This is a genomic window from Tenacibaculum sp. Cn5-46 (genome assembly GCF_022347705.1).
In the GTDB taxonomy this organism is placed as follows: Bacteria; Bacteroidota; Bacteroidia; order Flavobacteriales; family Flavobacteriaceae; genus Polaribacter; species Polaribacter aiptasiae.
Window position 1 is genome coordinate 255,519 of record NZ_JAKRGD010000007.1, and the last position, 18,865, is coordinate 274,383.

21 protein-coding genes and 2 tRNA genes are annotated in these 18,865 nt (G+C 29.0%); 12 read left to right on the forward strand and 11 right to left on the reverse strand.

The window, feature by feature from the left end; genetic code table 11:
- Window positions 1-5: 5 nt before the first annotated feature.
- From MHN29_RS15380 to MHN29_RS15395, 4 genes are all read left to right on the forward strand, one after another.
- Window positions 6-533, forward strand: a complete 528-nt coding sequence (locus MHN29_RS15380; RefSeq protein WP_235275432.1) for a hypothetical protein — start codon at window positions 6-8, stop codon at window positions 531-533.
- The gene (locus MHN29_RS15385; RefSeq protein WP_235275433.1) at window positions 520-1,101 is read left to right on the forward strand and encodes a Maf-like protein; all 582 of its coding nucleotides are present in this window, start codon (window positions 520-522) and stop codon (window positions 1,099-1,101) included. The genes MHN29_RS15380 and MHN29_RS15385 overlap by 14 nt, the downstream gene beginning before the upstream one ends.
- 53 nt (window positions 1,102-1,154) lie before the next feature.
- On the forward strand, window positions 1,155-2,105 hold the full coding sequence (locus MHN29_RS15390; protein ID WP_235275434.1) for a transketolase family protein: 951 nt from the start codon (window positions 1,155-1,157) through the stop codon (window positions 2,103-2,105).
- Between the two features lie 119 nt (window positions 2,106-2,224).
- Window positions 2,225-2,830: a porin family protein gene (locus MHN29_RS15395; RefSeq protein ID WP_235275435.1), complete on the forward strand. Its 606-nt coding sequence runs from the start codon at window positions 2,225-2,227 to the stop codon at window positions 2,828-2,830.
- Window positions 2,831-2,892: 62 nt separating this feature from the next.
- On the opposite strand, the gene MHN29_RS15400 is transcribed toward MHN29_RS15395, so the two are convergent.
- A complete protein-coding gene (locus MHN29_RS15400) occupies window positions 2,893-3,753 on the reverse strand; it encodes an FKBP-type peptidyl-prolyl cis-trans isomerase (RefSeq protein WP_235275436.1) in 861 nt (286 codons plus the stop codon).
- Between the two features lie 79 nt (window positions 3,754-3,832).
- Here MHN29_RS15400 and MHN29_RS15405 point away from each other — a divergent pair, with 79 nt between their 5' ends.
- Together MHN29_RS15405 and MHN29_RS15410 are read left to right on the forward strand one after the other, a co-directional pair.
- Window positions 3,833-4,222, forward strand: a complete 390-nt coding sequence (locus MHN29_RS15405) for an RNA-binding S4 domain-containing protein (RefSeq protein ID WP_235275437.1) — start codon at window positions 3,833-3,835, stop codon at window positions 4,220-4,222.
- 26 nt (window positions 4,223-4,248) lie between these two features.
- Window positions 4,249-4,752: a phosphoribosyltransferase domain-containing protein gene (locus tag MHN29_RS15410; RefSeq protein ID WP_235275438.1), complete on the forward strand. Its 504-nt coding sequence runs from the start codon at window positions 4,249-4,251 to the stop codon at window positions 4,750-4,752.
- On the opposite strand, the gene MHN29_RS15415 is transcribed toward MHN29_RS15410, so the two are convergent.
- Window positions 4,733-5,263: a shikimate kinase gene (locus MHN29_RS15415; protein ID WP_235275439.1), complete on the reverse strand. Its 531-nt coding sequence runs from the start codon at window positions 5,261-5,263 to the stop codon at window positions 4,733-4,735. The two genes, MHN29_RS15410 and MHN29_RS15415, sit on opposite strands and share 20 nt — an antisense overlap.
- 107 nt (window positions 5,264-5,370) lie before the next feature.
- On the opposite strand from MHN29_RS15415, the gene MHN29_RS15420 reads away from it, so the two are divergent.
- Both MHN29_RS15420 and MHN29_RS15425 read left to right on the forward strand, forming a co-directional pair.
- Window positions 5,371-5,446, forward strand: a tRNA-Lys gene (locus tag MHN29_RS15420).
- Between the two features lie 35 nt (window positions 5,447-5,481).
- Window positions 5,482-5,565 (forward strand) — tRNA-Leu (locus MHN29_RS15425).
- Window positions 5,566-6,037: 472 nt separating this feature from the next.
- Here MHN29_RS15425 and MHN29_RS15430 read toward each other — a convergent pair.
- The 3 genes from MHN29_RS15430 to MHN29_RS15440 all read right to left on the reverse strand — a co-directional run bounded on the left by MHN29_RS15430 (window position 6,038) and on the right by MHN29_RS15440 (window position 8,945).
- A complete protein-coding gene (locus MHN29_RS15430; RefSeq protein WP_235275440.1) occupies window positions 6,038-6,529 on the reverse strand; it encodes a lipoprotein in 492 nt (163 codons plus the stop codon).
- A gap of 506 nt (window positions 6,530-7,035) precedes the next feature.
- Window positions 7,036-7,581, reverse strand: a complete 546-nt coding sequence (locus tag MHN29_RS15435) for a hypothetical protein (RefSeq protein WP_235275441.1) — start codon at window positions 7,579-7,581, stop codon at window positions 7,036-7,038.
- Window positions 7,582-8,243: 662 nt separating this feature from the next.
- Window positions 8,244-8,945 carry a DUF4253 domain-containing protein gene (locus MHN29_RS15440; protein ID WP_235275442.1) on the reverse strand — a complete coding sequence of 234 codons (702 nt, stop codon included), beginning with the start codon at window positions 8,943-8,945 and terminating at the stop codon, window positions 8,244-8,246.
- Between the two features lie 880 nt (window positions 8,946-9,825).
- Here MHN29_RS15440 and MHN29_RS15445 point away from each other — a divergent pair.
- The 3 genes from MHN29_RS15445 to MHN29_RS15450 all read left to right on the forward strand — a co-directional run bounded on the left by MHN29_RS15445 (window position 9,826) and on the right by MHN29_RS15450 (window position 11,452).
- A complete protein-coding gene (locus MHN29_RS15445; RefSeq protein WP_235275443.1) occupies window positions 9,826-10,098 on the forward strand; it encodes an STAS domain-containing protein in 273 nt (90 codons plus the stop codon).
- Window positions 10,099-10,583: 485 nt separating this feature from the next.
- The gene (locus tag MHN29_RS18315) at window positions 10,584-10,718 is read left to right on the forward strand and encodes a hypothetical protein (RefSeq protein WP_255689503.1); all 135 of its coding nucleotides are present in this window, start codon (window positions 10,584-10,586) and stop codon (window positions 10,716-10,718) included.
- A gap of 575 nt (window positions 10,719-11,293) precedes the next feature.
- Window positions 11,294-11,452, forward strand: a complete 159-nt coding sequence (locus tag MHN29_RS15450) for a hypothetical protein (protein ID WP_235275444.1) — start codon at window positions 11,294-11,296, stop codon at window positions 11,450-11,452.
- A 519-nt stretch (window positions 11,453-11,971) separates the two neighbouring features.
- On the opposite strand, the gene dsrP is transcribed toward MHN29_RS15450, so the two are convergent.
- Genes dsrP through MHN29_RS15480 form a run of 6 tightly spaced genes read right to left on the reverse strand, consistent with a single transcriptional unit; the run spans window position 11,972 to window position 18,223 of the window.
- Window positions 11,972-13,189, reverse strand: a complete 1,218-nt coding sequence (gene dsrP / locus MHN29_RS15455; protein WP_150898732.1) for a sulfate reduction electron transfer complex DsrMKJOP subunit DsrP — start codon at window positions 13,187-13,189, stop codon at window positions 11,972-11,974.
- A 10-nt stretch (window positions 13,190-13,199) separates the two neighbouring features.
- A complete protein-coding gene (locus MHN29_RS15460; RefSeq protein WP_150898733.1) occupies window positions 13,200-14,327 on the reverse strand; it encodes a 4Fe-4S dicluster domain-containing protein in 1,128 nt (375 codons plus the stop codon).
- A gap of 7 nt (window positions 14,328-14,334) precedes the next feature.
- Complete coding sequence (locus tag MHN29_RS15465; RefSeq protein ID WP_150898735.1) at window positions 14,335-14,961, reverse strand: cytochrome c3 family protein; 627 nt, start codon at window positions 14,959-14,961, stop codon at window positions 14,335-14,337.
- The gene (locus MHN29_RS15470; protein WP_235275445.1) at window positions 14,961-15,650 is read right to left on the reverse strand and encodes a nitrate reductase cytochrome c-type subunit; all 690 of its coding nucleotides are present in this window, start codon (window positions 15,648-15,650) and stop codon (window positions 14,961-14,963) included. Before MHN29_RS15470 ends, MHN29_RS15465 begins: the two co-directional genes overlap by 1 nt.
- Window positions 15,651-15,654: 4 nt before the next feature.
- On the reverse strand, window positions 15,655-17,979 hold the full coding sequence (locus MHN29_RS15475; protein WP_235275446.1) for a molybdopterin-dependent oxidoreductase: 2,325 nt from the start codon (window positions 17,977-17,979) through the stop codon (window positions 15,655-15,657).
- Between the two features lie 7 nt (window positions 17,980-17,986).
- Window positions 17,987-18,223 (reverse strand): hypothetical protein, encoded by a 237-nt coding sequence (locus MHN29_RS15480; protein WP_150898740.1) that lies wholly within the window; start codon window positions 18,221-18,223, stop codon window positions 17,987-17,989.
- A gap of 272 nt (window positions 18,224-18,495) precedes the next feature.
- On the opposite strand from MHN29_RS15480, the gene MHN29_RS15485 reads away from it, so the two are divergent.
- On the forward strand, window positions 18,496-18,837 hold the full coding sequence (locus MHN29_RS15485) for a winged helix-turn-helix domain-containing protein (protein WP_235275447.1): 342 nt from the start codon (window positions 18,496-18,498) through the stop codon (window positions 18,835-18,837).
- The last annotated feature ends 28 nt before the right edge of the window (window positions 18,838-18,865 follow it).

The window sequence follows — 18,865 nt, forward strand, 5'->3', positions numbered from 1 at the left end:
ACACCATGAATAAAACGTTTATTAATAGTATTGGTAGATCGTTTTTAAAACCTTTTATAATTCTGATTGTTTTATGGTTTGATGCTCCAATCAATTTAACCCCAGATCAATGGGATTTATTCTTTAAATTACAGTCTATTGCTATTCTATTTGCCATACTTTCTTTTTTAAGTAACCTCCTTAGAGATACTGTAATTGATATTAATAGAATAGATTATGATTATTCTCAAAAAAACACAACATTACCCGTAATTTTAGGAAGAAAAAGAACTAAAAACATAGCTTTAATTTTAGTTATAGTAATATGTATTATTGTATTATATTTTTCTGTAACCTATATTAAAGACAGAACCTTTTTATTAGCAGTTTTTCTACTTTGCACTATTCCTGAATTAATTATTATGTATTTTTTAATTAATGCAAATGGTCCAAAAGGATATAAACTCGCTTCCAAAGCTATTAATATAGCCTATTTATTAGGTATTTTTAGTATTCCTGTTGTTACTTATTATTTTAAATATGTTATCAAATAAACTATCCAATTACAATATTATTCTAGCTTCTAATTCACCTAGAAGACAACAACTTCTTAAAGATTTAGATATCGATTTTGAAATAAGAACAAAAGAGATTGAAGAAATTTATCCTTCTGAATTATTAGGTACTGAAATAACTGATTTTTTAGCAAACTTAAAATCGAAACCTTTTATAGATGAACTAAATGAAAATGATTTATTAATTACATCAGACACTATTGTTTGGTTTAATAACAAGGCGCTTGGTAAGCCTAAAAATTATGATGAGGCCTTTCATATGCTTAAAGAGTTATCAAACAATACACATCAGGTAATAACTTCTATCTGTTTATCAGGAAAAACGCGTAAACATATACTAAACGATACAACAATAGTAACGTTTAAAGAACTTACCGATGATGAAATTAACTATTATATAAATACCTACAAACCCTTTGATAAAGCTGGTGCTTATGGTATTCAAGAATGGATTGGTAAAATAGGAATTACAAAGTTAGAAGGTAGTTATTTTAATGTTATGGGCTTTCCAGTTCATAAACTTTACAAAGAATTGATAAATTTGTAGCATACATTTTTATAAAAGATTATTTTTGACCCGTATTTCACACAACATAACTGATGAAAAAATATACTTATACTGAAAAAAAAGATACCAGATCTGGATTTGGTGATGGTTTAACTGAATTAGGAAAAACAAACGAAAATGTTGTTGCATTATGTGCAGACTTAACTGGATCGTTAAAAATGGGAGATTTTCAAAAAAATCATCCTGAACGTTTTTTCCAAATTGGTATTGCAGAAGCAAACATGATGGGAATTGCAGCTGGATTAACTATAGGAGGTAAAATTCCTTTTACAGGAACTTTCGCAAACTTTTCTACTGGTCGTGTTTACGATCAAATCCGTCAATCAATTGCTTATTCAGATAAAAATGTAAAAATTTGTGCTTCTCATGCCGGATTAACTTTAGGTGAAGATGGAGCAACACACCAAATTTTAGAAGACATAGGTTTGATGAAAATGTTACCTGGTATGACAGTTATTAATACTTGTGATTACAGTCAAACAAAAGCAGCTACTATTGCTATTGCTGATTTTGACGGACCAGTTTACTTACGTTTCGGTAGACCAAAAGTACCAGTATTTATGACTGACGAACCTTTTGAAATTGGTAAAGGAATTAAATTAACTGAAGGAAATGATGTTACTATTGTAGCTACTGGACACTTAGTTTGGGAAGCTTTACAAGCAGCTGAGCAATTAGAAGAAAAAGGAATCTCTGCTGAAGTAATCAACATACATACAATTAAGCCTTTAGATGAAGAGATTATTTTAAAATCTGTTGCTAAAACGGGTTGTATTGTTACTGCTGAAGAACATAATAAATATGGAGGTCTAGGAGAAAGCGTTGCTCGTTGTTTAGCTACTAACGCCCCTACTCCACAAGAGTTTGTTGCTGTAAATGATACTTTTGGTGAATCTGCTACTCCTGCTGAATTAATGGAGAAATACGAAATAAACGATAAAGCAATCATTAAGGCTGTTGAAAAAGTAATTTCTAGAAAATAAACTTTTAAAACATAAAATTAGAAGCATCATTTTAGTGTTAAAATGATGCTTCTTTATTTATACATATCCAATATATTAATTAAAAATAAGTTTTATACATACATTCAAATCAAAAAAAGATGAAAAAAGTAATTTTAATCGCGCTTCTTTTTATAGGAAGTATTCAGTTTGCACAAAGTCAAATACATTTTGGAATTAAAGGTGGAGTTAACTACAATTCTAAATCTATTTCAAATGTAAGTAGTGATATTCTTAGTGGAGCAAAAAGTAAAACAGGATTTCACGCTGGTATTTGGTTACGTGGAAAAATTCCTATTTTAGGTTTATTTATTCAACCAGAATTAGTGTACACACAATTAAGTAATGAAGTGGTTTATTTACCTAAATCTGCAAATCCAAGTACTACTAGCTACGAGTTTAGAAAAATTGATATCCCTGTATTATTAGGAAAAAAGGTTTTTGGTATTGGACGTATTTTTGCTGGACCTTCTTTTCAATATGTTCTTGATGGAGATTTCAGTATAAGTGATATAACGAATGTAAAAGCTGATGGTTTTTCTGTTGGAATGCAACTAGGAGCTGGAATTGACTTAGGTAAATTAGGTTTAGATGTACGTTGGGAAAGAGCTTTTTCTGATACAGAAAGTAGTTTATTAAACACGAATACTGTTAATTTTGACACAAGAGTAAATCAAATTATTGTAGGTTTATCATATAGATTCTAAAAAGAATTTAAATATAACACATAAAAAAACCGAAGTTGAAACTTCGGTTTTTTTTATATCTATTAAATATCTCTATTTAAATAATCTGGAACTGTTGGTTTATTTGGATCACTAAAATCATTTCTTGGATCTCCATCTCCATTAGCGTCTTCATCTTTAGTTAATTTACCATCACCGTCATCATCTCTATCTGCATAGTTTGGAACATTATCACCATCAGTATCATCATTCCTTGGATCTCCATTTCCATCAACATCCTCCGCTATAGATGGTACACCATCTAAATCATCATCAGTATTTTCTACTATATCCCATAATTCTATGTAAAAAACTAAATTTTCATTTGGACGAATAGCACCTTGACCAACATTTCTATAAGCTAATCCAGAAGGAATAAATAAAATACCTTTCCCCCCGTTTATATATGTTATAGGCCCATTATTAGTAACATTTTCACCTCCTTTAAAATGAACAAAACTGTAAGTCCAACCTCTTATTACTTGGTTAAGTGAAAACCAACTTGTATTTTTATCAAAATCAGGACTTAAACTATCTTTTCTAATAATTCTTTGACCTCTATATTTAGAATAAACAGAATCCATTACAGTAGGAAAACCTTTTGTAGGTACAGGAGTACCAACTCTATTTACGTAGTAATATAATTTATAATCTATATCATTTTCTTTTACATCTTTTGTTTTTAAGTTAGGATCATCAAATAATGAAGTTTGCCCATTATCAATTACTTTAACTGAATCTAAAGTTGCATTATAATAGTTATTCTTTAAAAAAGTAATTAATGAATCTTTATCTATTACAGCTTGAGCTTCATGGTCAAAATTAACAACAGAATTAGATCCTCCACAAGAATATAATACAATACTAACTATAGCGGTGTAAAATAAATGTTTAAATTTTATCATTTAGTTTTGAAATTTTAACGCGCAATTTACCATTTTTATACCTTTGTAAAAAATGTATTTTAAATTTTAACCTTTTTATATGAGAATTGATAAATATTTGTGGTGTATTCGCTTATTTAAAACACGTAGTATAGCTACAGAAGCTTGTAAAAAAGGGCATGTAAAGATAGATGGAACTAATTTAAAACCATCTAAAGATATCTTTGGAAACGAAGAAATAACTATCAGAAAAAATCAAATTAATTATAAAATTAAAGTTTTAGATATCCCTCCTAATAGGGTTGGTGCAAAGTTGGTTGATTTATACAGAAAAGACTTAACTCCTAAAGAAGAGTTTGATAAGACTGAGCTATTAAAATATTCTAAAGATTATTATAGAAAAAAAGGTACAGGAAGACCAACTAAAAAAGATCGACGTGACATTGACGATTATTATGAAGATTCTAGTGAAAAAGAGTTTAATTTATAATAACTTTACAAAAAATTACAACAAACATGACATCAGCTGAGACTATTATTTTAACCAATACTCAAATAGAACAAAAAATTCGTAGAATTGCTTTTCAAATTTATGAGAGTAATAGTAATGAAACTGAGATTATTATAGCTGGCATTGCTAATAATGGTTATTTATTTGCTGAAAAAATCGTGGAAGTATTATCTAATATTTCTACTTTGAAGCCTGTGTTGTGTAAAGTTTCTATTGATAAGAAGAATCCGATTTCTCCTATTACAACTTCTTTAAAAGTAAATGAGTATGAAAACAAATCATTAGTTTTAGTAGACGATGTTTTAAACTCAGGTACGACTCTTATATATGGTGTAAAGCATTTTTTAGACGTACCTTTAAAACGTTTTAAAACAGCTGTATTAGTAAATAGAAATCATAAAAAATATCCTGTAAAAGCTGATTTTAAAGGAATTTCTCTTTCTACTTCTATTAAAGAACATGTAACTGTTGAGTTTAAAGAAAACGAAACTATTGCTTATTTGGATTAACGTATTCCTCTAATTCAGTAAGAAGTGTTTCGTCTTTTTTATTATCTATTTTAAGTTTAATAGTTGCTTTGTTATAAAAATAACTTCTTTCAAATAAATGCTTAGCTATATATTCTGGTAATTCTTCTTCACTAAGTCTTGCCACTAAAGGACGCTTGTTTCTTTCATTTTTTAGCCTTTCTACTATTGTATTAATGCTTGTTTGCATATATATGGTTTTTACAGCTGCATCAGCTAATAACAAATCCATATTACCAGCATAACAAGGAGTTCCACCACCTAAAGCCAAAATAAAACTTGCATCAAGAGCTAATAGTTCTTTTAAATAGAAGTGTTCTTGTTTTCTAAAATATATTTCTCCTTTAGTTTCAAAAATTTCTGAAATAGATTTTTGTTCTTTTTCTTCAATATAATCGTCCAAATCAATAAAAGAAACTCCCATTTTTTTAGCATATAACCTACCAATTGTAGATTTTCCACTTGCCATGTACCCTAATAAAACAATTTTCATAAACTAATAATTAAGCAGTTACAAATATGAGTAAAAATTATTACAAAAAAGCTTTTTTAGGTTAAAGAACAGTTGTATATTTGCAACCGCTTTTGCAAGGAAGCAATGACCGGGTAGCTCAGTTGGTAGAGCATCTCCCTTTTAAGGAGAGGGTCCTGGGTTCGAGCCCCAGCCCGGTCACCAAAAAGTTAAGCATTTGCTTAACTTTTTTAGTTTATGCACGTATGGCGGAATTGGTAGACGCGCAGGCTTGAGGGGCTTGTGTTCGTAAGGACGTGCGGGTTCGACTCCCGCTATGTGCACAGAAATAAAAGAATCTAATTATCAAACACTTATAAACATGTTTATAAGTGTTTTTTTATACCTCACTCCTAGCCTTACTGAGAAAAAGTATAAAAAGAAACTATATTCTTACCCAAAAACACTTATTCTTATGTCAATTAGATAAATAAACACAAACACACAACAAGCCCTTTTTACTTAAATTTTTGATAAAAAAGTTCCTACAATTTTCAAACTTCTATACTCTCTTATAATATGTTTCTACACCAATTCTAAAAAACACACTTGTATTGCTAGTTTGACTTTTGAAAACTTACAACTTAAATCACTTTAGCTACTACATAGTTAGTTTAAAAAAATTACTCTTATTATTTGTTTACTTAAATTTTGACATAAAAAAACACCTTAACTAAGGTGTTTGTAGTAAATAATATTAATCGTTTGGTTATCCGCTGTTCCCCAAATAATAGTTTTTTATTCAGTTTAAAGTTTCTAAAGACTATTTAATTCCGCTAACTTATCGAGTAATAAACTTCTATAACTTTCTATGTAATCTGGATATTTAACATTTCTAAAACGCCAAGATTTATGAAAACCATCGTCATCTTGATATTCTAAATAGAAACCTCCTTTTTCGTTTGTACAATCGATGCAGTCTAAATATCCATTTGGTTCATCAAATATTTCATTTGGCAATTCAGTTATCAATGATTCAAAATCTTGGAAATTTGCGGTACTCATAAGCTGAAAATCACCTTCAAAAAATGTGTTTTCAGGATAATTAAAATTTACGTCTCTATAAATATTTTTAGTGTCTATTTTGTATATTGTTGAACAAGCACCTGAACAGGTTGAATCTGCAAACCAACCAAAAATAAGTGTTCCATTTCTTTGATTATTTTCATCTCCTTTGTCATCATCAGAACTGCATCCAGATAAGATTAATACTAATGATAGGATTAAAATAAAATTCAGTTTTTTCATTGCGTAAAATTTGGTTTAAATTATTGCCAACTCCGTTTGCATATGAATAAAACAAGACGTTTTACTCTGTATTTAGCACAAAAATTGACGTATTTATATTTCATTATTTTTCTAGCTAAATTAGAAAAATTATTATTTACTACAATTATATCAAAGAACTTTTCAGTTTAAAGGAACTGAAAAATCTACTGTTTTATTAATATTCATTTACTTTAATTTTGACATAAAAAAAATCAACACTTGTTAGGTGCTGATCTGCAGTAAGTAATATTGTAATTTTAACGTAATTACCTAAGTTATTTTTAGGTGTTTGTGTACAATGCCCAACTAATTAGTACATATATAGTTCCTTATAAAGTGATTAGAAGAATTAGTTTGTTTGCTTTTAATTTTTCTTATTCAAAAGTTCAATTAAAAATGATTTTTCAACCTTATAAAACTATACTAAACTTTGGATTTAATACTAAAATACGAATTAATTAAAGCCTATCTTAGCATAAGATGTTTTACATCTTTTCAATTTTTTTATTTAATATCTCAAAGTCCGGTTTCAGAAACGGATAAAAATAGAAGTTTATTGAAAACATTTTATTATTCTTATGAATTAGAATAAAGTATCCAAACAATAGTTCATTCTCTGTAAACACTTCATAAACTTGAAAATTTATTAAGTTTAATTTTACTTTGTCTGTTTTTCTAAAACTCAATTCTTTAGAATTTAAAAAGTTTATTGTCTGGTTTGAAATAAACTCTATAAATTGGTTTTCTTCAACATTATTGGGGAATATATGAGTTGTAGAATAAAACCCTCCTCGTTTCATACTTTTATCAGATAAAAATTCTTGCTGGTATTTAAATGAAATTATTCCATTATCATCTTTGAATTTTTTTAAATCTGTTTCAGGTTCTGATAAATAAGTTTTTATTTTCTTTTCTGAAAATAGGTGAGAAACTTGAAAAACCTCTTCTAGATCATTGTTAGATGTTTTTTGTTCAACTCTAATACAAGAAAAGAATATTATAAAAATTAATAGTATAAATAGTTTTTTCATTTTGCAATTTATGCTATGGGTTGGATTATGGTAAGAAAGGTACTTCTATACTCTTACTTTCGAGCTAAAAAACAAGCTAACCAAAACTATTGAATAAAATCTAACTGCCCTTTTTACTATAACTGGTGTTGTACAATTGGTTATATTCAAACAAATATATTATTTATCAAGTTAATCTTTCCGTATAACACTATTTTATTTCCCACTAGTATGTCAATGAACTTTTCAGTTTTTAGGATATGAAAACCTACAGTTTATTAATATTTTGTTTAAATGAACAGGATATCTATCTCGTCTATACTTCTTCTTAATTTATTTAATAATTATAATTACATTGGCAACCATTTAAAAGATTGTGCTTTTCTAATACCCATCATTACAAAAGTTTTAATATCAATTATTTTTAACACAGATTTTTTATTTCCGAAAGCTTTAATTCCTTTAACTAGTTCCTTTTATAAATCACACTCAATATTCTATTTACTTATAGAAAAATACAATTCAACGATACTTTATATCGCTTAATCTAAAAAGACAAAATTCAACCCAACCACTACTCTATCTTTGAAGTATAAATTAAGATTTTGTTTTTTCATTTTATAGTTTAATTAAAAAAGAAGTTATCCGGGGGACGCTTCTTTTTTATTTTATTACAAAATTTTTTAATCCCACCACAACCATATTCCATTCATTTCTTTTATTAACTCTTTCAAATTTTCTACTTCACCAACTCCTTGGTCTACGGAATCTGGACAAAACTCATAAACTTCTTCTGAAAATGAACTTAAATCAGAAGGTAATTTTTTAAACTCCAATTCAACCCAATCTTGCCCACAGCCAATTATTATCAATCCATATTTTTCATTCCATTCTGATATTTTCGCTATTATATCTTCATTTTTATAATCGTGATTTATTCCGTTTGTTTTTCTATATCTTAAAATTTCAAGATCATTAGTCCCTTTTATTACTCCGATACTTTTAATATCATTCTCACCAGTAAAAGCAAATATTAAATACCCTTTTGCTCTAAATACTTTCTTAAATTTTTTGACAATAAAATTTATTCTATCTTCTGAAATACTAGTGCAAATTCCGTTATAAAGTTTATCTACAATATCAGCAGTTTCTTCATCAATTGATGGTAATTGAATTAACTCACTTTTTACTTCATTTTTTAACTCTTTCATTAGCTCGACATTAAAATCTAGCTTATTAACTAATTCTGTTTCTTTTGGTGTTAGACTTTTTGATCCCAAACCAAAGAATGATAAAATTCCCATGAATATTAATCTCTTTTTTATTTTTTTAGCTAAAGTAGACAGATTATTATTCACAATTAATATTCTTATTAATTTTTTCATTCCTTGAATTATATTGTTTTCCTTTTACTTGTAAATAATTACTATTTAACGATACTTTACCTCTCTTAATCTAAAAAACAAAAAATAGCTTAAAACCCTCTATTATCTTTGGAGTATAATTAAAGATTATGTTTTTCATTTTATAGTTTAATTAGTTAAAAAAGAAGTTATCCGGGGGGACGCTTCTTTTTTTTTTTTGCAATATTATTTGTTATAATTTTTAATTATTTTTGAAATAAAAAATTGTTAATCAAATGTTTGCTATTCTTTATTGTATAATATTTTTTTCTTTAATGTACTTCCCTCCTAGGATAATTACTTATTTGTATGTAAAAGTATTTAGTATTGAAAATAACCTAAAACTTCATAGAATAATTATTCTTGTTATTTATATAATAGTATTTCTTTTCTTTTTAAAAGATTTTAATAGGTACATTCTAAACTTATTTCATTTTTAATTTTTGCTTCTATAAATATTACGGATTTCCCTTACTTTTTTTCCGGTTTTTTTTCTAAAAAATAGTTTGCATGCACATATTTTTGCGGCCTCATATTTTTATTTGAAAAAATTACAACAGAGAGATCTTAGATTTATACAATTTAATTCCCTTTTTTCTTAGCTCCTTCGGGAGCTTTTTTATTAAACCAGTGTTTTCCCCTTTTATTTATCAGGTAATTAACTATTTAAATTTTATTCAAAACATTATAAATTAGTTAATAAAAGAAACTAACCATTTAATATACAAACAATTAACAGTATTTATTTTATCTATTATTTTTCATCTTTTAATCGATAGTAAATTGCATTTTACCGAAAGAAACAAACTTATTAGATATCTATACCTGATATTTACATGTATAAACACTAAAAACTACAACCATGGCTTTACAAATCTCAGAAAAAAAAGGAATTTTTTATTTAAAAGGTAAAATTAACTGTACAACTGTTAAATCTTTCATTACTTATTTTGAGCACTATATTTCAAAAAATAAGAAAACAGTAATTAATTTAGATAAAATAAAGGAGATTGATTCTGATGGATTAAAAGCTATCAAAAAATTAAGAGCCGTAGCTATTAAAAATCAAAAAATATTTTCTACTATTGGAAATGGTGCTAAGGATATATTTAATAGTTTAAATCCAGCTTCATAGAAGCTTCTCATTATATGAGTTAAGTTCAATTTTTTGTTCAATGATTAATTTATCCCCCTTCCTTGCATTATCAAAAAACAAAAATGATTCTGAAAGATTAAAAACTAATAAAATTAATTTTAGTCAAAAAGTTTGTAATATTTTAGATATTCTTATTTGTATTACAATTGCCATTGGTTATACAATACTATTAATTAATACAGCTAAATATTTTCATAATATTATATTTTATCTTTCAATCTTATTGATGTTTATCTCTACTGGTATACGTATAATGTATTACGATAAGAAAAATATTCTTTTATCTTTTAATACTTACCTTTATTATACATTTGTATTTACTTTTATTATAAGAACTCTTGTTTTAATATTTACAGGTATTTAAGATTTTATCTTATTTATAAATTTGAAAATAGCTTTTAAATTTGTCAAAAATTTAAAACCAAACTATTCCTTCACAATCTGCTTATAATGATAACCAGCATATGCATGTAAACTTAGGTAAAGTTGCAGGAGCATATATGTATACTATGTTAACAGGTAACTGTGTATTAGGTAATGAAACGACGGACAAAATTCAAATGAATGGAAAAGTTGGATATCTTAAAAATTGGTCATGAAACTGCCTATTTGGTTAATGCTCTTTAAAGATATTGAATCAAACTGCAAAAATTATTTCATTTAATAAAAAACCCACTCAAAAAATTGAGTGGGAAAATTGCTATGAAAAAGAAATCTTATTGACGTCTCAATAAGATAAGTACAATATAACATTAAAAATTTAAAAAACCAATTTTTTCTCAGTTTACTTTCTTCTTGATTTTATCACTAATAGACAAAAATTCAATTAGCTTATAAAAAAAGGTCACTCATCGATACTTTATTTCTCTTCATCTAATTTTTCAAAAAATAAGTACTTCTCTAAACTATCTTTGAAATATAATTTAAAAATTTGATTTTTTCATTTTACAGTTTGATAGATTAGTTAGTTTTAAAAGAAGAAGTGTCTGGAGGTGATAACTTCTTCTTTTTTATTATTCATAAATTATCTTCTTTTTTAAGCAACGATTCAAATCATATTTTAAAAACCTAAATAACAGAAAATTACAAGGAAACCCCTTACTTATTTTATGGTTTTTCTTAAAGTTTATTCTCCTTCAATATTTAAATTTGAAACAAATCAAAATTTATTACTATGATTAAAAGTGTATCAAACTTAGGTTCTATTTTAAATAGAAAAGAACAAAAATTTATTAATGGTGGAAGTCTTTCATGTAGTACAGATAAACAATGTGTTTTAGCTTGGAACGATCCTTATGCTATTTGTCACAGAGGAAGATGTCTTCCAGGATAAGATTTAAGCGAACTTCGGTTCGTTTTTTTTATGACTTCTTATAAAATTTCTTAATAAATTAGGTAGGGTTTTCTTCTTTTAAGCCGTTATTATTTAAAACGAATGCCATTATGAGAAAAATTAAATCCTTTTTATTGTTCCTTCTTTTATTATTCACTTTTACTTGTTTAATACTTATTTCTTAAATTAAAACTTATCCTTAAAAGGCTTAAAAAAAGCAAATTACACTAACATGTAGCAATAAACTTAATAGGTAGTTTTATGCTACATTTTTTTTCTGAATTACTTGGATATAATTTTGCTAGAAATAGGCAAAAAAAAAGGAACACTTTCAGTTCCTTTTCGAAGTTAGTCTTAACAAAAGCCCCCCGGCTTTAAATTTTGACATTTCGAGAACGAAAATAACAAGTTTATTTCGATAGACAAAATTAATAGAACAAAAAAATCACTGTATAAAAAAGAGTGATTTCCCTTAAAAAATCACTCTTCTACAAATAAATTATTTCCAATTATTTTTTTCTATTTCTTATACCTCAACTTTCCAGTTTCTATACCTATTGCAGTTTTGGCTAAAACTGTAAAAATTAAAGCTCCCATTGCCCAAATACCTAGCGTAACACCTATTTCTATTGCTGTTGGTGTATACTCTGCTATTTTACCATAAGGTCCTGGAATAAAACCTGGTACTATTAAGCCAAAACCTTTTTCTATCCAAATTGCTATAAAAAGAATAAAACAAGCAAAGTATAATACTTTTAGATTGTTACGTAGCTTATGAAACGTTAGTATAACCGTTGCTAATACATTTAAAGAAATAGCTGTCCATATCCAAGGTAACAAAGCTGTTTTTCCATCCAAACCAAAAAACAGATAATAGGCACTTTCACTGTGATGCGTAGGTGCATAAAACTCTTTAAACAATTCAGAAATTAACATAATAATATTAATCTGAGCAGCAACAGTAACTACCATTGCTAACTTCTTCAAAGTTTTGTCTTCTATTTTAAATGCTGTAAACGATCTTATAATAGCTAACACTATAATAATTAAAGCTGGTCCAGCTGCAAATGCAGAAGCTAAAAAGCGAGGTCCTAACAAGGCATTATTCCAAAATGGTCGTGCTTGTAATCCTTGATATAAAAATGCTGTTACTAAGTGTATTCCTACTGCCCAAAAAACCGATAATATTGCTCCTGGTACATAAACACTCTTTTTAGATTCTTTTCCTTGATAGTGTCTAAATAATATATAAAATGGAATTGTAATATTTAAAAATAAGTATCCATTTAAAACAATTACATCCCAAGTTAACATTGAATTTGGAAAATTAAAAACCCCAATACCTGGTATCATATGCCATAATACAGAAGGTCCTCCCATGTCTGCTACAACAAAAGCTAAACACATAATAAGAGCTGCTACTGCAAGCCCCTCACCTATTAATACCGCTTGTTTAAAATCAATATCCTTTAATACATAGGTTGGCATTACCAGCATAACTGCCGCAGCCGCTACTCCTACTAAGAATGTAAAGTTAGAAATATACAATCCCCAACTAACTCTATCTGTCATTCCAGTTACACTAAGTCCATGTTCTAGTTGAATTGAATAACAATACATTCCAACAAGCATTACTAAAGTTAAAAAAGCCATCCATAAATGGTACTTTTTAGAACCTTGTGTAATTATATTTAAACTGTCTTTTACTAAACTTGTAAAAACTTTAAGTCTTCTCATACTATATATTTTAGTCCATGAAGTACCAGAACTTTGGTTCTGTACCTAAATCTTCTTTTAATCTGAATACTTTTTTATTTTCTAGCACCCAACGTATAGAACTATTTGGATCTAATAGGTTTCCAAAAATTCTAGCTCCCGTAGGACATGCCTCTACACAAGCTGGATTTTTACCAGCTCTAGAACGCTGTACACAGAAAGTACATTTTTCCATGACTCCTTTTTTACGCATTCTATTTCCTAAGTAATGTTGATTTTTATTAATCTCTTCTTCAGGAACTTCAGGCTTACTCCAATTGAATCTACGTCCGTCATATGGACAAGCTGCCATACAGTATCTACATCCTACACACCAATCATAATCGACCACTACCAAACCATCTTTTTCTCTCCAAGTTGCTTGTACTGGACAAACCTCAACACATGGTGGGTTATCACAATGAAAACACTGAGTTCCCATATAGAAATGTCCTTCTGCTGGTACTTCATGATAATAATTATCATCAGCTTCATTAAAATTAAAGCCTTTTCCATCCTTCATTTCATGAATTCGGATGTACTGCATTTGAGAATTTCTATCTTGATTATTTTCTTCAACACAGGCGCTAACACAATCCATATATCCCTGACATTTTGATATATTAAATGCATATCCAAATAACACATCTTCTTCTGCATTTTTAGAAGACATGTTTATTGTTTTTCCTGTACGTAATTGATATGAACGAACCAATCTATTCACTGTTGCTTCCTTCTCTTCATCCGTCATCAATTTATAGTTTCCTTTAAATTGCTCTTCCCAGTCTATTTGAGCTTTCTCTTTAGTATCACTACTTGTTGTTACACTACAAGAAGTTGTTACCGCTCCAGCTCCTATTAATAAACTTGCTGTTAGCTTTTTAAAAGCACTTCGCCTATCCATTTTCACATCAAAAACTTGTTCAAAACCATCTCTATGACGTTCTTCACCAATAGATGCATCTACAGCAGCTTCAAAGAATTCTTCTTTGCTAAGTTCTTTCTTTGAAGAATTAGAATTACATCCTCCTTCTGTCTTACCACATCCGCAAGAATTTGATTTTTGTTTATGTCTGCTATTTAGGTTTAGAGTAAACCATTTTTTATTGTTATTGCTCATGCCTAAATTATTTACGTTCTTTAACTTTTTGTGTATTAAATCGTGCAGGCCACTTAGTATGAAAACTTGGCGAGTGCGGATTATGACAGTTTACACATGTCATTGATGCTCTAGGTGGTGCCCAACTATTAATTATTTTTCCATGTGCTCCGCCAGTCCAATCTTTATATTGCTTTTGATGGCATTGACTACATAGTTTGTAGCTTTTATTAAAATCTATTCCATGTCCAGTAATACTTCTTAACTCATCCATATTATCGCTATTATGACATGTAATGCAATTCATTGTATTAGAGTTTGCATGATTTAGTTTAATATTCCAATGCGCCTTTTTGATATCTCCAGATTTCATCTTAGCCAAAGGTTGTGTATGACATTCTGTGCATTTAAAAGATTTAATTTTATCTTTTCTTGTAGGTATTTTAAACGTGATTTCGTTTTCTGTTACTTCAATCATGTTTAAACCATCAATAAAATTTTCTGATGAAACCGACACTCCTTTATAATGCTTACTCTCTGCCTCTATCTTATCTGTAATACTATGATACTCGTGTTCTTTGTGTTTACATGAAATCATTAAAAAAGCAATGACAAATAAGTAACTAACTAATTTTATGTATTTATTTTTCTTCATTAGTTTTCCATTTTTCTGATAAAGTTTCCTATATCTTCTGTTACTTTATTATTGGGTACGTGACACTGACGACAATTAATTCTTTCTGGGTGCGATACTCTAATTTCTTTAGGTGCACTAGGTCCTGCATGACATGCTAAACAATTTTCTCTTAATTGTAATTGATGTGGAATTGCTGGTGGACTACCCAACAAAGCATTATTATTACCTACTGTAGGAATAGTGCCTTTTTTAAAGTTATTTGCTACAAATAATGAATTACTTTTCTGCGGAACATGACATTGACGACAATTTACTAGCTCGGGATGAGGAGTAACAGGTGTGTATGCTTTAAATTTCTCTACATATCCTCCATTTTCGTGACACTTTAAACAACTATTATCTCCCATGTTTCTCTCACTATTTACATCATGAGGAATACTTGGTGGCGCACTATAGAAGGCTCTATTATTATAATAGTTTTTCATGCTTCGTTGATGTGTTTCATCTACAGGCATTTCAACATAATCTAAAGCATGCTCTGAACGTTTAAAAACACCTTTTTCTAATGGAATAATTGGAGCAAGTCCGCTTTCTTTTATGAGAACATATGTATCCTCTCTTCCAGTCTGATAGCTATAATTCCATATTGCAATAAAAGCAATAAAAAGAATTACAAATAAAGATATAATACCTAATCGTTTTCTCATAACCTTATACTTTTTCTACTTTAACTGCACACTTTTTGTAATCTGGCTCTTTAGAAATAGGACAAAAAGCATCTAAAGTAACGTCGTTGATTAACATGTTTTCATCAAAGAAGGGAACAAAAACCTGTCCTTTAGTTGGTAAACCTCTTTCGTTTATTGATGCAGGTAATACACAAGATCCTCTACGAGAAGAAACTTTAACTTTTTCTCCATTTCTAATTCCTAAGGCATTTGCATCTTCTGGATGAAACTCAACATAGGCATTTGGCATTGCTTTATGTAAAACAGGGATTCTACGTGTCATAGAGCCTGTATGCCAATGTTCAATTACACGACCTGTGTTTAACCAAAACGGATATTCATTATCTGGCACTTCTGGTGCTGGTTCATAAGGACGTTGCCATATTACAGCTTTACCATCTGGTTTTCCATAAAAATGAAACTCTTCTCCATTGCTACAAGCTGGATCATATTTAGAATTAAAACGCCATTGTGTCGATTTTCCATTTACATAAGGCCATATTGCACCCGATTCTTTTTTAAGAACTTCAATTGGAGCCATGTTATGCTTTTTACCTGCATGAAATTGGCGATATTCATTATAAATTTCTTCAACATGGTTTTCTCTTGAGTACGGGAACAAATCACCATATCCCATACGTTTCGCTACTTCTATAAACATCCAAGCATCTGGAGTTGTTTCTCCAGGTCCTTCTACCATTTTATACCAGTGTTGAGTTCTTCGTTCTGAATTTCCATATAATCCAGATTTTTCTATATGCCAAGATGCTGGTAAAATAACATCTGCAACATCAGAAGTTGGAGTTGGAAATACATCTGATACAACTACGAAACAAGACTTTTTCTCCATCCCTGGACGGAATCTACTTGTTCTTGGTAAAGACACTAGTGGGTTTACTGCTTGTGTCCATATAAATTTAATGTCACCTCTATCTACTGCTCTAAACATCTCTGTAGCATGATATGTAGGTTTAGCAGGGATTTTTTCCACTGGAACTTTCCATATTTTAGCTGCTTTAGCTCTATGCTTAGGATTCATTACAACTCCTTTAGGCAACTTGTGTGTAAATGTTCCTACCTCACGTGCAGTACCACAAGCTGAAGGCTGACCTGTTAAAGAGAAAGGACCATTACCTGGTTGTGAAATTTTACCAGTTAATAAATGAATATTATAAATAATATTATTCATCCATGTACCTCTGGTATGTTGATTAACTCCCATACACCATAATGACATTACTTTTTTGTTTGGATCACCATATATTGAAGCTAAATACTTAATATCTTTTACAGAAACTTTCGTTAGTTTTGATACTTTCTCTGGAGAATAGTCTTCTAAAAAAGCCTTGTACTCTTCGAAGTTTATTTTTGTGGGTTTGTCTTTAAACTTATATTTATCTTCTAATCCATACCCCATCTTAGTAAGTCCTTTACTAAAATTACAGTACTTCTCTACAAAAGATTTATTTACCCAACCATTATTTATAATCTCATAACAAATAGCATTACCAACTGCTAAATCTGTTTGAGGTTGAAACAATATAGATCTATCCGCTGCCATACTAGAACGTGTTGTTCTAGTAGCAAAATCGATAATCTTAGCACCTCTAATATTTTTTTGCTCTAACATTCTAGAAAATAAAACTGGATGCATTTCAGCCATATTATTACCCCAAGTTATGTAGTAATCTGCGTAATCGAAATCTTCATAACATCCCATAGGCTCATCTGCACCAAACGTGGTTAAGAAACCAGCAACAGCACTTGCCATACATAAACGAGCATTACAATCTAAATTATTAGTACCAATAGCTCCTTTCATGAATTTAGAAGCTACATAGCCTTCGGGTATTGTAGATTGCCCAGAAGTATACATTGCAACAGAATCTTTACCATGTTTTTCAATGGTTTCTTTCATCTTATTCGCTACTATATCTAAAGCTTCATTAAGTGGTGTTTTTACATAGGTTCCATTCTTCTTAACTAAAGCATGCTCTAATCTATCTTTTGCTTGAATACACATTATTTGATGGTATCCTTTTACACATAGTAATCCTTTATTTACTGTAGAATTTGGATCACCTTTAACGGCAACTGCTTTTCCATTTTCTACTCCGACTAGAATTCCACAACCTACACCGCAAAAACGACATGGTCCTTTTTTCCAATCTAAACTTCTTCCCTCTACTCCTTCTAATTGCTCGTTAGCAAAAATAATTCCAGGGAACATAGCTGCTGCAGCTGTCATTGCTGCAGTAGCAGCCATTTTTTTTATAAAACTTCGTCTACTTGATAATGAGGCGCTCATATGGTATCTATTTTATTGGTGTATTAAATCCTGAAACCAAGGCTAGTAATTTTAAACTCTTTATGGTTTCTATAACTTCTTTTAACTTTTTATCTTCTGCATCATCTTTAGTCTCTGTAACAACTACAAGAACATTTTGATTTTCAGCAGGTATAATTTCACAGCCATTTAAAACAGAAATTGCTTGTTGAAGCTCTTCTTTTTTTCCTTCGTGTGGATGTGCTAAATAACTTTTAATAGGCATAGAAAATTGATATTTAATTGTTTAACAAATTACAGAAATACTCAATAGGAATCATATGACATTTATCATAACTAACAGTTTATCAAAACGTTATATCTCCATAAATATAACGAAACCCTTACAGAATCTTAGATTTCAATCACTTAGTAAAGCGTAAAACCTTTAATATTTTATTAATTTATTTTTAGTATAAATAAGAATAAGCAAGAGTGATATATATCATAGTTAGCTTTTACTATTTAAAATAGTTTTGAGCTATTAAACATTTGATTATGATATATAAAATAAAAAGTAGGATATGGATTGAGGCTGATAACAAGATGTTTTTAGGAGAAGGAAGAATAAAATTATTAAAATCTATTCATAGGACTAACTCTATATCAAAATCGGCTAAAGAACTAGGAATGTCTTATAAAAAGGCTTGGAATTTAATTGACTCTGTTAATAAGTCAAACCACAAACCTATTGTTATAAAAAGTACTGGAGGCTCAAAAGGTGGTGGAACTAAACTTACCCCCTATGGAAAAAAGATGATTGATATTTTCGATACAATTAATATGAATTGTTGGAAGTATTTAGACAAACAATTAAAAAAATTACACGAAATAGATTAATTACAAATTAATAAAAGATAAAAAAGTC